The organism is Flavobacterium sp. LM5 (assembly GCF_002017945.1).
Taxonomy (GTDB): Bacteria; Bacteroidota; Bacteroidia; order Flavobacteriales; family Flavobacteriaceae; genus Flavobacterium; species Flavobacterium succinicans.
The window spans coordinates 689,400-701,992 of sequence record NZ_MUFX01000001.1; the positions used below are offsets into that span (position 1 = coordinate 689,400).

Here is a 12,593-nt window from a genome sequence, read left to right on the forward strand (position 1 = left end):
GTAGTTTAAATGGTTATTTTTTTATTTCTAGCCTTAACCATCCATTGGTTATAAATTTTGTGTTCATGGTCAACTACTTGTACAGATTCATACAAAGCGCAAGTAGGACAGATATGGTAAGGCAAAGCATAAATTAGGGTGCCAATTGGATAATCCTTTACGCCGTTGTTTTCTAAAACTAAATGTTCTTCGGAATGGGCAATTGGAATTAGTTTTTCATCATTCAGGATGACCAATCGTTTATCCAAAGGATTTTCGGATGCAACAGATTTATATCCAATATCGATGCAAATTGTTTTTGCAGTTGGTTTTGAGATGACAGTTCCAACAAGTACTGCAGCAAGTTTAAAATCTTGTTCGGGTAAATGTGTTTGGTAGTTTACATCCCAAAAAATGAAAGTACCTGGGCTACATTCTATATCTTTTATTTTAGCATAAATAGGAAACGTATTTGAACCACCTGCTACAATATTAAATTGATAGTCAAATTCTTGTTGTAATACAATTAAGCGGTTTTTTATTTGTTCAAATGCCGTCAGAGCATCCCGTTTTCGTTGTTCAAGGCTTCCTTTTAAGTGTCCGTCATAAAGATGTAATCCTATAAAGTTGAGATTTGAAAGTTGGGCAATTTTTGTTGCTAAATGCTCCCAATTGCTAGAAAAATTAGCGCCCGTTCTGTTCATTCCCGTATTTATGTCAAGGTAAATGTTTAAGGTTAAACTGTTTTCTTTGGCAAGTTTGGCAAGTTTTTCTGCAACTTCAAGACTATCAACTATAGTTGAAAAATGAGTGTTTGGGTATTTTTTAATTAATTGAATCCATCGATTACTTTTTAGTCCGACAGGTTGATAGGCCAGTAAAACATCTGAAATATGATGCATGGCACTCAATTCGGCCTCTGCAATTGTAGCACATTTTACTTTATCAATTTGATATGTTTTGAAAAGGTCTAAAACTTCACCAATTTTATGCGTTTTTATGTGTGGTCTTACTCTTTGTGTATCGCCATCAACAGACTCTATTAGTTTTTCAATATTGAATTTCATTCGTTCGGTATAAACGGCCAAGAATGGAGTGTCGATAAGAGTTTCAGGATTTATTTCCCACCAATTATTTTGCATAACTTTATTTTCTATATTTTTCTACCACAGCTATTAAGTTTTCAAAAACAGCACAAGATTTCTCAAAAGTTATCTGGGCTAATGTTTCTTTTGAAAATAAATTAGATCCAATTCCAACACATACAACACCGGCTTTGAACCATGCTTTTAGATTGTTTTCTTCTAGTGTTACTCCGCCAGTTGGCATTAATTTTAAGTTGGGGAATGGCGCTTTTATAGCTTTTACATAATCGACACCTCCTATTTTATCGGCAGGGAATAGTTTGACTATTTCTGCACCTAATTTGTTGGCATAAAGGACTTCATTAAGCGTTGCGGCTCCAGGAATCCAATAGATGTTGTTTTTAATGCAATACTCTCCAATTTCTGGATCGGTATGCGGGCAAATGATACAATCTGCACCTAGATTGTGATACAACTGAGCGTCGTCACTATTCAAAATTGACCCAACACATAATTTTAAGTCTAAGTTATGCTCTTTTTTATAGGCCACCATTTGACTAAAAACTTCTTTTGCAGAAGTGGAGCGTGCGGCATACTCAATAATCTTGATTCCCGTTTCTGAAGCAGATTTCATTATGATTTCTGCAGTTTTGATATCTATTTTAGTGATTAAGGGAAGTACTCCTTGTTTTTTTAAAATTTCGTACATGAGTTTGTTTAATAAATGTTATCGGCTAATTCGATTACTAGTACCAATCTCTAGAAAATGTTTTATTTCTTCGGGAGAAGTCACAGCGAAATCGCCATGAATACTTTGTTTTAAAACACCACAAGCAGTTGCCCATTCTATACATTCTTGTGGATGCTTATTGTTTATTAAGCCATAAAGTAAGCCAGCAGTAAATGCATCTCCAGAACCAATTTGATCTGTAACCAAATGAATTTGATGTGATTTAGATTGATATAAATGCTCTTCGTACATCAACATTGCCGAGTAAATATGAGATTGACCTTCTGATTTTCTGAAACTCATTGCAAGAGTTTTTAGATAGGGCATTTTTTGCTTTAAAAGATCGTATGCTTTTTTAAAACGATCTGTGTCGGAACTTTTGTTGTCTGTTTTTATGCCAAAATAAATTTCAACAGCGTCTAGGTCGGCTACTGTAATGGTACTATAATAGAGTAATCCGGGCATGATTTCAGAAGGTTTTCTTCCGTATTGCCACAACTTTGAACGGTAGTTAAAGTCGGATGATATAATTATACCTTTTCGATGGGCTGATAATATAGCTTCTCTACAGGCTACACTTGCTTCTTCTGAAACTCCCGGACTAATTCCTGACCAATGAAAATGAGTCACATCTTCCAGTACATTTTTCCATTTGATTTGATCTTGAGGGATAGTAGCAAAAGCAGAATTATTACGATCATAAATAACTTGCGACTGCCTTATTTGATTGCCGTTTTCGACAAAATAAAGCCCCATGCGTTCACCACCAAAAACACAGTTAGACGTTTCTACTTTGAATTTGCTTAACTCATTCAAAGCCAATTTTGCTAAGTCATTGTTTGGTAATCGAGTCAAATATTTGGTCTGTATGCCTAATTGCGAAAGTAGGATACACACATTTGCCTCGGCACCTCCTGTTTGAATACGCATTTCATTTGCCTGAGTAAATCTAAATCCATTGGTAACGCTCATTCGTAATAAGAGTTCGCCAAAAGCAACCACTTTTGCTTGTGTACTTTCGTTATTCATTTGTGATGTATTAGTATAATTCAAAAATTGCTTCAACTTCTACAGGGATGTTATCGGGTAAAGAACCCATTCCCACGGCACTTCTCACTCCAATTCCGTTTTCTTGCCCCCATACTTCGGCAAACAATTCACTGCAACCATTAATTACATACGGATGTAATAAAAAATCGGAATTGCAATTGACCATTCCTAGTACTTTTATAACTCTCTTTACCTTGTTTAGGCTCCCGAAATTTGTGATAATAGTAGATAGCATGGTTAAGCCTACTTGCTTAGCGGCCAATTTTCCTTCCTCGATATCCATATCTTCTCCTATGCGTCCTATAATAAGGGATTTGTCATTTCTTACAGGGCCGTGACCAGAAATGTATAGGTATTTTCCTTCAACTAAGTAAGGTTTATATATTCCAAGAGGCATAGGTGCTGGCGGTAATGATAGGCCTAGCGTTTCAAATTTTTCTTGTGGTAATATGTTCATGATATTAATGTATAATAAAGTTGAGTATAAAAATGAAAACAATTCCAAGTACAGACACCAAAGATTCCATGACGGTCCATGATTTAATTGTGTCTTTCATGCTGGTATTAAAGTATTCTTTAAACATCCAAAAACCAGGGTCGTTGACATGAGAACACATCAAGCTACCGGCTCCTATGGACAAAACTAATAGGTTAGGATCTAGCTCTTTCAATTGTAGTAGTGGCACTAAAACCCCTGCAGTCATTAAGCCCGCTGCTGTAGCCGAACCAATACAAATTCGAATTAATGCGGTGATTAACCAAGCAAGTAAGTAGGGATGAATGTCTGTGGTTATTAAATTTTCTACAACCGTTTGGCTAACACCACTAACGATCATTACTTCTTTTAGGCTTCCTGCGCCACCAATTATTAGTAATATTAGTGCCACATCTTTGATAGCCATCACATAATCTTCAGAAATCGCCTTCATACTTTTTCCGGTGCGTAACCCTAAAGTATAAGTGCAAATGATTAAAGAAAGTAGCATAATATTACTGGGTTCTCCAATGGTTTTACAGATAATGCTTACTTGTTCATTTTTCCAAACAAGAGGTAATAATGATGTAAGGGTTAATCCGAAAACTGGAAATAAGGAAGAAAAGATACTCACCAAAAAACTTGGTTTTGTTGTTGCTTCGATGGATTGTTCAACGGGTACAATCGTGTTTTCGGAGTTGGGTTTAATATTTTTTAAAACATTAGAGAACAACAAACCTGCAATGAGAATAGTGGGGATTGAAATTAATATTCCATAAGTCAGCACCAAACCAATTTCTGCATTAAGGAGATTGCTTAATGCCATGGGTGAAGGGTGTGGAGGCAAAAAACCATGCGCTACTGAAAGAGAGGCCAACATAGGAATGGCCAAATAAACTTTAGGCAATTTGAATTGATAGGCTACCGAAAAAATTAATGGTACTAAAAGAACAAAACCAACACTGTAAAAAAGTGGGATTCCTACTATGAATCCAGTAATCATTAGTCCTAAGCGGGCATATTTTTCACCTGTCCATTTCATGATTGTCTTTGAAATAACAGTTGCTGCTCCAGATGAAACGGTAAGTTTTCCAATACACGTTCCAAAAACAAGTATAAGAGCAATAGAGCCGAGCATGTCACCCAAACCTTTTTGCACAGTTTGTGTTAATGTCATCATTGGCAAGCCCAAAAGAAGGCCTGCCAACAATGAAGTTATAATAAAAGCAATAAATGGATTAATTTTAAACCATGTTATTTGAAGAACAAGAAAAATAATGCATGCTGCAAGAATTAATAGGCTCATTATATTGTCGTATGTTTTTATTTGTCCCACCAAACTCTTGTTGTAAAAGAGTCGGCACCTTGACGTTTAGAAGCTTCTGCTAAGTTAATTGAATTGACAGAATATTCTCCTGTTGGGTATTTAATTCGTCTAGGGATGGTTCCGTTTGTAACGTTTCCAGGGAAGTTTATCGGTGTTAATTTTGGGTATCCTGTTCTTCTCCAGTTGGCATATATTTCTTGTTCATCAACGAATAAAGCAACCCATACTTGAGTATGAATTTGATCCATTTTTTCATCAAATGAACCGTTAGTGTTAAATGGGTTAGCGGTTAAATATGGCGTAGCATCGTTTATGGTGTAACTTGCGCCGTAGATTCCCATATTTGTAAAAGAAGCTTTTACGGCTTTTTCATACAGGTTTTTATCTGTTTCTGCGGTGTACCATCCTCTTAGTGCTGCTTCTGCTAGATACAAATTAGTTTCTACATTACTAAGAATTATAAGAGGCGCATCAAATCTAAGAACCGTACTTTGATTGGGTTCTGAATAAGTAGCTTGTTCAGATGGAGAAGGGGCTGTTTTGATTCCGTTTGGAAAGCCTTTTTGCGCAGCGCTAGTAGTATTTTGTGTAGTTCCTTGCCAAACGCCAGCATACACAGAAATTCTAGGATCGGATGTTGCTTTTAATACATCAATAAAAGTTTTTGCAAGTTTGCCACCTTCCCCATTTTTTTGTCCAAAAGAGCCTTGAGAAAAATCTTGTCTTCTTGGATCGAAAGCGGATGGATTGCGGTTAAAATCATTTGGGCCGTCTGTATATTTCATTATGGCATTGTCTGTACCGTTAATGATTACTCCTCCAGCAATTGCTTTGGTGACCCAAGATTTAGATAGATTAGGATCAACTTTGGTAAGCCTCAACCCTAAACGAAGCATTAATGAGTAAGAGAATTTTTTCCACTTTGCGATATCTCCGTTATAGATCAAATCGGCATTGCCAAAACTTGATTTAGAAGGGTCCAATCCTAAGGCTGCTTCTTCTAACTCTTTTAAGAGATCTTTATAAATTGATTCTTGGCTGTCATACTTTGGCAGGAAAATTTGGGAAGTACTAGATTTTGCTGCGTCAAAGTATGGAATATCACCATATAAATCGGTTATTCTATGATATAAATAAGCTTTCCAAATTCGAGAAATGTTTAATTTGTTACTGTCATTTGGAGTGTTTTTTAGGGCATCAATTACAATTGAAATTTCATTAATCGCAGTTGGGTAGGCTTGAGAAAAATAGGCCGAATAATACACCTCATTGTTGAGGTATTTATCTCCCACACCAGAGGCTTCTTTATAGGTCGCGTAATGTTGGATCATCCCACCACATTGTAGTATGTTGGTAAAAAAATAATTGTTGTTTAAACCGTCTAATTGGGATTTGCTAAAAATAAAATTAACATTTCCTTTTTCAACCGCATTTGGATTGGTATTGATTTCTTCAAAATCCTTGGTACAAGCTGTGATGCTAAATAAAAATAGCCCAGCGAAATATAATATTGTGTTTTTCATTTTCCTTGCGTAATTATATCTTACTAAAAAAATAAGAATTGATTTATAATTTAACATTTAAGCTTAAACCAAAACTTCTAGTTTTTGGCACTCCAAATTGCTCTACTCCTTGTGCATTTCCAGCGCTGAAAACAGATTCAGGATCAACATTTGGTGTTTTCTTATAGAGAATAAATAAGTTTCTTGCTACAAATGACACAGACGCCCCTTGTATTTTTGACAACATTTTTATTCTACTAATTGGAAGTTGGTAGCCAATTATTATTTGTCTTAATTTAATAAAACTAGCATCATATATAAATTCAGATGAAATATTTCTAAGTCCATCGTAATACGTTCTTAAGTTTTCAGGGGCAATAACCATATCAACTGGTTTTCCGTTTGTATCAACACCTTTGATAGGTAAGCCATTTTCGCGACCTTCTAGTGTTAGTTTTGTGAGTCCCATTCTAGTTCCGTACAAGTCAGTACCTGAATACAGGCTACCTCCAAATTTCCCATCAATTAAGAAGCTAAAGGATAGTGACTTGTATTTGAATTCATTGTTGAAACCAGCTGCCCAAGGATGAACACCTTGTCCTAATTCTTCAAGTGGTCCTCTTGCTATACTAGCAGAGCCGCCACTTACATTGTAAACTATATTTCCTTTACTGTCTTTTAGCGGACTGTATCCTTTTATAGTACTATAGGGTCTATTAATATCGCTTGCAATTGTAACATATCCATTTACTGAGGTTCCCATTGTGATAGAATTCAACTGCTCAGTTAATGCTTCTACTTTGTTTTGATTGTATGAAGTATTAAAACTGGCTTCCCAAGAAAAGTTGGTTGTGTTAATTATTTTCCCGCTAATGAGAAGTTCAACACCTTTGTTACTCATTTTTCCAACATTTAATAAAGCACTATTGGCTCCAGATGCCGTTGAGATGGTGGTTTCTACAATATCGTTGGTAGTAGAACGATTATACCAGGCAAAATCAACATTTAAGCGATTATTGAAGAAACCTAAGTCTGTACCTATCTCGAAAGTTGTTGAGGTAAGTGGGCTTAAAGCTGGATTGGGTACCCTTGATCCGGTTGGAGCTTGTAACTGCTGTCCGTTATGTCCTCCTTGGATCATAGAATATGAATAATTTAATGCATAAGGATCTGGTGTAGCGCCACCTACTTGTGCCCATGAACTTCTTATTTTTGCAAATGAAATCCAGTTCGGCATCGTTGCTAATTCTGATAAGATTATACTTGTTCCTACTGATGGGTAGAAAATACTATTATTGTTTTTTGAAAGAGTTGAAAACCAATCTTGACGTCCTGTGAAATTTAAGAATATCGTATTTTTATAATCTAAATCGATTGCGCTATAGATTGAGTTTGTTTTGGTCTTTCCGTATAGATAGTTGTTGTTTAAAGTAGTTAAATTGGTAAGAGAATAAAAATCTTCTAATACAAATCCAGACCCTTCGATTCTTGTTTCATCCCTAGATGTGGTACGTGAATTTACTCCAGCTAGTGCGGTTAGAGAAAAGTTTTCTAAAATATTTTTTTTACTATAATTAAGTACTGCTTCGGAGTTGAGGTTAGACAAGACCATTTTTGAGCTTTGAACATATCCAATTGGATTGTTTAGAGTAGTTTTAGGTATATATCCGTAAAAATTATAATTTGTATAATCTTGTCCGATACGTCCTTGCAAAAATAGATTTGGAGCAAAATTTAGTTTTACATTTAGCATACCAACAAATCTGTTTTTGTTGTCGTTGTTTTTAATTTTGTTGATTACAAATTGTGGATTTGTTGCTATTGGAACTGGATTCCAAGCAATTTCAGTTCCTGAGGAGTCATAACCAGGAGCTAGGTTTCTAATGTCTACTGTATTGGCAAGCATGTAAGCCCCCAGTTTGGATTCGCTTCTGCATCGGATACTGTAGTTCTGTTGTTTGATTTCTCTATATTATATTGTGTAACTAAATCAAGTTTTAACCAATCGGTTAAGTTAACATTAGTCGAGATATTAATTGTTTTGATATTAAAATTTGTGTTTGGAACAACCCCTTCGTTATTCATATTAGAAAAAGAGAACCTTCCTGTTGCTTTTTCGTTACCTCCTGATAAAGCAATGGAGTTGATGAATGTTGTGCCAGTTCTATAAAAGTTTTTAATATTATCTTTTTGTGGACTGTATGGTCTTTTTACGCCATCAAATTGAACCACGTCTGTTCCGTCCATTTTGGCACCCCATGACCAACGACCATAATTAATAGCCTCAGCTTGAGTAAGTGGTTTTTTTCCTAATGCTCCTGCTCCATATTCATACTGCCAATCCGGAAATATTGATGGAGTTTCAAATGTGAAAGATGTGTTGTATTCAACACCAATTCCTTTTTGGGCGGTACCCCTTTTGGTTTGTATTAAAATTACTCCATTAGCAGCATTTGATCCATACAACGCGGCAGCAGTTCCTCCTTTCAAAACGGTTATGCTTTTTATGTCGTCTGGATTAAGAAGTGTAGTTCCGTCTCCTCTGTCAACATTTATTCTTGTTGATCCAGCGCCATTACCAATGCCGGGCAAGTTGAGTTGAGTGTTGTCTATAGGTAGATCATTTACAATGTACATAGGCTGGTTGTTTCCATTTAAAGAGCCATTTCCTCTTATAATTACTCTACTAGAACCATTAGGTCCCGATGCGGCACTACTTACATTTACTCCTGCTATTTTGCCTGTTAGTGCATTTGCAATATTTGCCTCTTTGGCTTTGTTGACGTCAGAGCCTTTTAGTTCTGTAACTGCATAAGCAACTGATTTGCTGGATTTTTTGACTCCTAATGCGGTAACGATTACTTGGTCTAGTACATTTTCTGATGGCTTTAATGTAATTTGTAATTCGTTTCTATCATTGATTGCTATTTCTGCTTTTGAATATCCCATAAAATTCACCACAATATGTGTTTCGTTTTCTGGAACACTAAGTTTGAATTTCCCATCAAAATCAGAGATAGTTGTTATTTTTTTATTACTCTTTGCTTGTATTATTGCACCAGCGATTGGTGTTCCTGTATCTTGGTCTAAGACTTGACCAGTCACTTCAATTTGTTTGCTTTTTTGTTGCAAATTATACTTTGTTGTAGCAGCTTTGGCTGTGCCTGTTGTGAGTAGTATTCCTCCAACAATTAATAGAAATAATAACTTAATTTTCATATTCTATAATTTTTCATGGTTTTTATTGATTAATTTATTTTTCAAATGTAAATAATTCATTTTATTATCAAGCAATTTTTTTGCAATTTTTTTGCAATTTTTTTGCATTTAGAACATTTTAATTCCATTTAAAATCTAAATGCATCTTTTTTTTCTTAATATATATGCTAAAAACTTAGTAAGATTGTGCTTGTAGCCTTGGGAAAACTTAAATGATTTATTTTAAAAAAGTAAAATGAAAATAGCCATCCTGCAATCGTCCTTAGTCTGGGAAAATCCAGCTGAAAATCGCATTCAGTTCGAAGAAAAAATCCATGAGATGGATGAAAAAGTTGATCTAATTGTATTGCCTGAAATGTTTACCTCAGGTTTTACTATGCGCCCAGAATTGGTTGCCGAAACGATGCAAGGCGAAACGATAGAATGGTTAAGACAATTGGCAAAAGCCAAAAATGCCGCTATCACTGGAAGTTTAGTGATTGCCGAGCACGGAAATTTTTATAACCGATTGGTCTTTGTTTTTCCTTTGGGAGAAGTAAAGTTGTATGACAAAAGACACTTGTTTACTTTGGCGGGAGAAGATAAAAAGTATACTGCAGGCAAAGAAAAAGTCATCATAGAGTATTTGGGTTGGAAAATTTGCCCACTGATTTGTTACGATTTACGTTTTCCAGTGTTTTCCAGAAATGTTGAAACGTACGATGTTTTGCTTTACGTAGCCAACTGGCCCGATACTAGAATAAACGCTTGGGACGCCTTACTCAAAGCTCGAGCGATCGAAAACATGTGTTATACTATTGGAGTGAACAGAATAGGAGTAGACGCCAATCATCATCAATACAACGGACATTCGCAAGTGCAAGATTATTTGGGACGCGCTATTATAGAACCACAAGAATCCGAAGGTGTTTTTGTAGCTACTTTGGATAAAAATGCACTAGTAGAAACCAGACAAAAACTAGGTTTCTTGAAGGATAAAGATGATTTTGAAATCAAGTAAAGTGAGTTTAATACCTTTTATTCAGGCACATGGATTTCTTTTTTTGGATTTTTACAGCGTATGGTAATCTTTTGAAAAATCCATTCGTTTCCTTTTTTGTTGGCTGTAAAATCCATTTTTCCCTGATTAAGATTTCCTTTGATTCTAATGGTCGAAGCTATAGAGGTATCGTTATTAGAATAAACAATATTGCCTTCCAAAATAGTTAATTTGTCGATTGCTTCAATGGTACCGATTGTAGTTTTAACATCCGAATTCGCATTGGCTATAGCAATCGCTTTTTCAAAAACTTTAGTATCAGAATAGGCTTTGATAAACTGAGGAGCTTCGTTATTTAAAACTGGAATAATGGTATAAAAAGTCAAAAATAGGATTGCAATTGTAGCTGGAAGTAGCCATTTCCAATTTCGTTTCGTCCAAGAATCGTTATCAATTACATCATTGTTCATCGCTTCTATTTTTTCTTCTTCTTATCCTTGTCCTCTTTCTTTTTAGGTTCAGGAGTGTAAGGGATGCTGAGGTCAAAAGTTTCGTTGACGTTCCAATTTGCTCTGACATCTTTTATAATTTTCGAATAATAGATTACTTCTTCTGCTTGCCGTTTTTCTAAATAATTTCCACTATCCCATTTTCTGTTTTTGTTGTCATCATAGATAACTCTTAGGATGTAATCTTTAGGTTCAAGGAAATTAAATTCAATTTTTGTATTTTTTTCGGAGTAATCGTGAGCAAGTATTTCTCCTTTTTCATTTGTTAATTCAACAATGACAGGAAAACTTTTTGCGTTAGCTAAGCTTACGGTCAAATTCCCATAGTCACTTTCATTTCGGGTTTCCAATTTGTAGGTTAAAGTGTCATTTGATTTTTCAAAGAAATCTGTTAATGCGCCGGGTAACAATTGAATTTGATATTTCTCTGAGGTCTTTTTCGGAAAGTTTATTGCTAATTTCTGATTAAAATCATCATAAACAGGCGTGAAATCTGTGATTTTTGTTTTGCTGTCCGTTATGAAAATTTTGCTTTTGTCCATCTTAACCAAAGGGGTGTTGGATTCTAAAGTAAAATGATCTCTCATGTGCAAAATACCGCTTTGAACAGCGCTAATGCTCAGAGTGTCCTTTTTTTGATTTTTGATTTTTAAGCTAAAGTCATTTTGATATGCTTCTTTTTTAATATTCAATTGTAAAGAATCTATTTTTATTGGCTTGAACCAAACTTGAAGGGAATCTTTTTTGGGGAATTGGGTAACAATACTTTCGAGCGTTTCGGTATTGTTTTTCAAGATAATTTTAGGTTTTGACAGCTCAAAATCTTGCTTACCATCATAGCCAATTACTAATCGATTACCTGAGGCTTGGTAAGGTTTGTAGCCTTTAAAGGGGAGCACTTCTTTGAATAACTCAATCTCATAAACGGTGTCGTTTGGAATGGTAATATATTGTTTATGGAATCCGATTTTTTCCGACTTTGGGTTGAATTTATTATTGTTATTGCGGTCTTTCATGGCAACCAAAAGATATTTTCCCGCCTTTAGATTTTCTAAACGAAAGGTTTTTAAGCTGTCCAATGTGTTGGTAATGTATCTTGGTGTGCTGGTGTAGACAACTGAATCTTTGAATTTTTCGTTCACCTCATACAACATCACAGAAACAAAGGATTCAACTTCTTTTTCATAAGCGTCTTTCACTCTTCCGCCCAAAGCAAGCGAATCAATGTAAGGACCCGTCGAGAAAACATATTTAAATTGGTTCAAAGGGTTGCCTTCGTTGTTATCGGTAATACTTTGACCGAAATTAAAACTATAGGTTGTATTGGGTTGTAGGGTGTCTTTAATTTTAATGGTAAGGTATTTCGTTACAGTTGATGGAATAATCAGCGGTTCATTTTTCATGGGTGGCGAAACGATGAGTTGCTTTTCTATGCCTTTTAATTTTACATACTCATCAAAAGTGAGTTTGATTTCGTTGCCTTTAAAATTAGTACTAAAGTTTTCTGGGAAACTCATCTTTAGTGTTGGAGCAATAGTATCTTTCAGGCCGCCTGTGATACTTCCTTTTTTGGCACAACCAATACAAAGGAATAGAAGTAAAATTGAAATTAGACGATATTGGGATTGCGACATAGCAGTTTTGAATTAGGAACTACAAAATAACAATTATATTTACTGTAATCGAAATAATTTAGCGATTTATTGGTATGTCTTTTGTAGTAAAATTTAGGCTTTGG

At 35.2% G+C, this 12,593-nt stretch carries 11 protein-coding genes; 1 reads left to right on the top strand and 10 read right to left on the bottom strand.

Features of this window, described 5'->3' with window-relative positions; all coding sequences use genetic code 11:
- Window positions 1-5: 5 nt before the first annotated feature.
- The 8 genes from BXU11_RS02850 to BXU11_RS18010 are packed head-to-tail and all read right to left on the bottom strand — an operon-like array spanning window position 6 to window position 9,367.
- Window positions 6-1,121, bottom strand: coding sequence for a D-TA family PLP-dependent enzyme (locus BXU11_RS02850; protein ID WP_078210945.1), 1,116 nt, complete (start codon window positions 1,119-1,121; stop codon window positions 6-8).
- A 4-nt stretch (window positions 1,122-1,125) separates the two neighbouring features.
- A complete protein-coding gene (locus BXU11_RS02855) occupies window positions 1,126-1,773 on the bottom strand; it encodes a bifunctional 4-hydroxy-2-oxoglutarate aldolase/2-dehydro-3-deoxy-phosphogluconate aldolase (protein WP_024982703.1) in 648 nt (215 codons plus the stop codon).
- Window positions 1,774-1,791: 18 nt separating this feature from the next.
- Window positions 1,792-2,823 (bottom strand): sugar kinase, encoded by a 1,032-nt coding sequence (locus tag BXU11_RS02860; protein WP_078212034.1) that lies wholly within the window; start codon window positions 2,821-2,823, stop codon window positions 1,792-1,794.
- A 10-nt stretch (window positions 2,824-2,833) separates the two neighbouring features.
- On the bottom strand, window positions 2,834-3,301 hold the full coding sequence (locus tag BXU11_RS02865) for a RidA family protein (protein WP_078212036.1): 468 nt from the start codon (window positions 3,299-3,301) through the stop codon (window positions 2,834-2,836).
- A gap of 4 nt (window positions 3,302-3,305) precedes the next feature.
- Complete coding sequence (locus BXU11_RS02870; RefSeq protein ID WP_078210946.1) at window positions 3,306-4,625, bottom strand: gluconate:H+ symporter; 1,320 nt, start codon at window positions 4,623-4,625, stop codon at window positions 3,306-3,308.
- 17 nt (window positions 4,626-4,642) lie between these two features.
- Entirely contained in the window at window positions 4,643-6,169 is a 1,527-nt protein-coding gene (locus tag BXU11_RS02875; RefSeq protein ID WP_024982699.1) for a SusD/RagB family nutrient-binding outer membrane lipoprotein, read from the bottom strand.
- Window positions 6,170-6,212: 43 nt separating this feature from the next.
- Window positions 6,213-8,054 carry a TonB-dependent receptor domain-containing protein gene (locus BXU11_RS18005; protein WP_223253657.1) on the bottom strand — a complete coding sequence of 614 codons (1,842 nt, stop codon included), beginning with the start codon at window positions 8,052-8,054 and terminating at the stop codon, window positions 6,213-6,215.
- Entirely contained in the window at window positions 8,036-9,367 is a 1,332-nt protein-coding gene (locus tag BXU11_RS18010; protein WP_223253658.1) for a TonB-dependent receptor plug domain-containing protein, read from the bottom strand. Before BXU11_RS18010 ends, BXU11_RS18005 begins: the two co-directional genes overlap by 19 nt.
- Before the next feature lie 235 nt (window positions 9,368-9,602).
- Between BXU11_RS18010 and BXU11_RS02885 the strand changes: the two genes are divergently transcribed.
- Window positions 9,603-10,367, top strand: coding sequence for an amidohydrolase (locus tag BXU11_RS02885; protein WP_078210947.1), 765 nt, complete (start codon window positions 9,603-9,605; stop codon window positions 10,365-10,367).
- A gap of 17 nt (window positions 10,368-10,384) precedes the next feature.
- Here BXU11_RS02885 and BXU11_RS02890 read toward each other — a convergent pair whose 3' ends face one another.
- Window positions 10,385-10,816 carry a cytochrome c oxidase assembly factor Coa1 family protein gene (locus BXU11_RS02890; protein WP_024980290.1) on the bottom strand — a complete coding sequence of 144 codons (432 nt, stop codon included), beginning with the start codon at window positions 10,814-10,816 and terminating at the stop codon, window positions 10,385-10,387.
- A 5-nt stretch (window positions 10,817-10,821) separates the two neighbouring features.
- Window positions 10,822-12,489, bottom strand: coding sequence for an Ig-like domain-containing protein (locus tag BXU11_RS02895; protein WP_078210948.1), 1,668 nt, complete (start codon window positions 12,487-12,489; stop codon window positions 10,822-10,824).
- Window positions 12,490-12,593: the final 104 nt, after the last annotated feature.

Bases quoted from the DNA above. Each gene is read 5' to 3' on its own strand.
- BXU11_RS02850 (WP_078210945.1), bottom strand. From the start codon at position 1,121: ATGCAAAATAATTGGTGGGAAATAAATCCTGAAACTCTTATCGACACT.
- BXU11_RS02855 (WP_024982703.1), bottom strand. From the start codon at position 1,773: ATGTACGAAATTTTAAAAAAACAAGGAGTACTTCCCTTAATCACTAAA.
- BXU11_RS02860 (WP_078212034.1), bottom strand. From the start codon at position 2,823: ATGAATAACGAAAGTACACAAGCAAAAGTGGTTGCTTTTGGCGAACTC.
- BXU11_RS02865 (WP_078212036.1), bottom strand. From the start codon at position 3,301: ATGAACATATTACCACAAGAAAAATTTGAAACGCTAGGCCTATCATTA.
- BXU11_RS02870 (WP_078210946.1), bottom strand. From the start codon at position 4,625: ATGAGCCTATTAATTCTTGCAGCATGCATTATTTTTCTTGTTCTTCAA.
- BXU11_RS02875 (WP_024982699.1), bottom strand. From the start codon at position 6,169: ATGAAAAACACAATATTATATTTCGCTGGGCTATTTTTATTTAGCATC.
- BXU11_RS18005 (WP_223253657.1), bottom strand. From the start codon at position 8,054: ATGCTTGCCAATACAGTAGACATTAGAAACCTAGCTCCTGGTTATGAC.
- BXU11_RS18010 (WP_223253658.1), bottom strand. From the start codon at position 9,367: ATGAAAATTAAGTTATTATTTCTATTAATTGTTGGAGGAATACTACTC.
- BXU11_RS02885 (WP_078210947.1), top strand. From the start codon at position 9,603: ATGAAAATAGCCATCCTGCAATCGTCCTTAGTCTGGGAAAATCCAGCT.
- BXU11_RS02890 (WP_024980290.1), bottom strand. From the start codon at position 10,816: ATGAACAATGATGTAATTGATAACGATTCTTGGACGAAACGAAATTGG.
- BXU11_RS02895 (WP_078210948.1), bottom strand. From the start codon at position 12,489: ATGTCGCAATCCCAATATCGTCTAATTTCAATTTTACTTCTATTCCTT.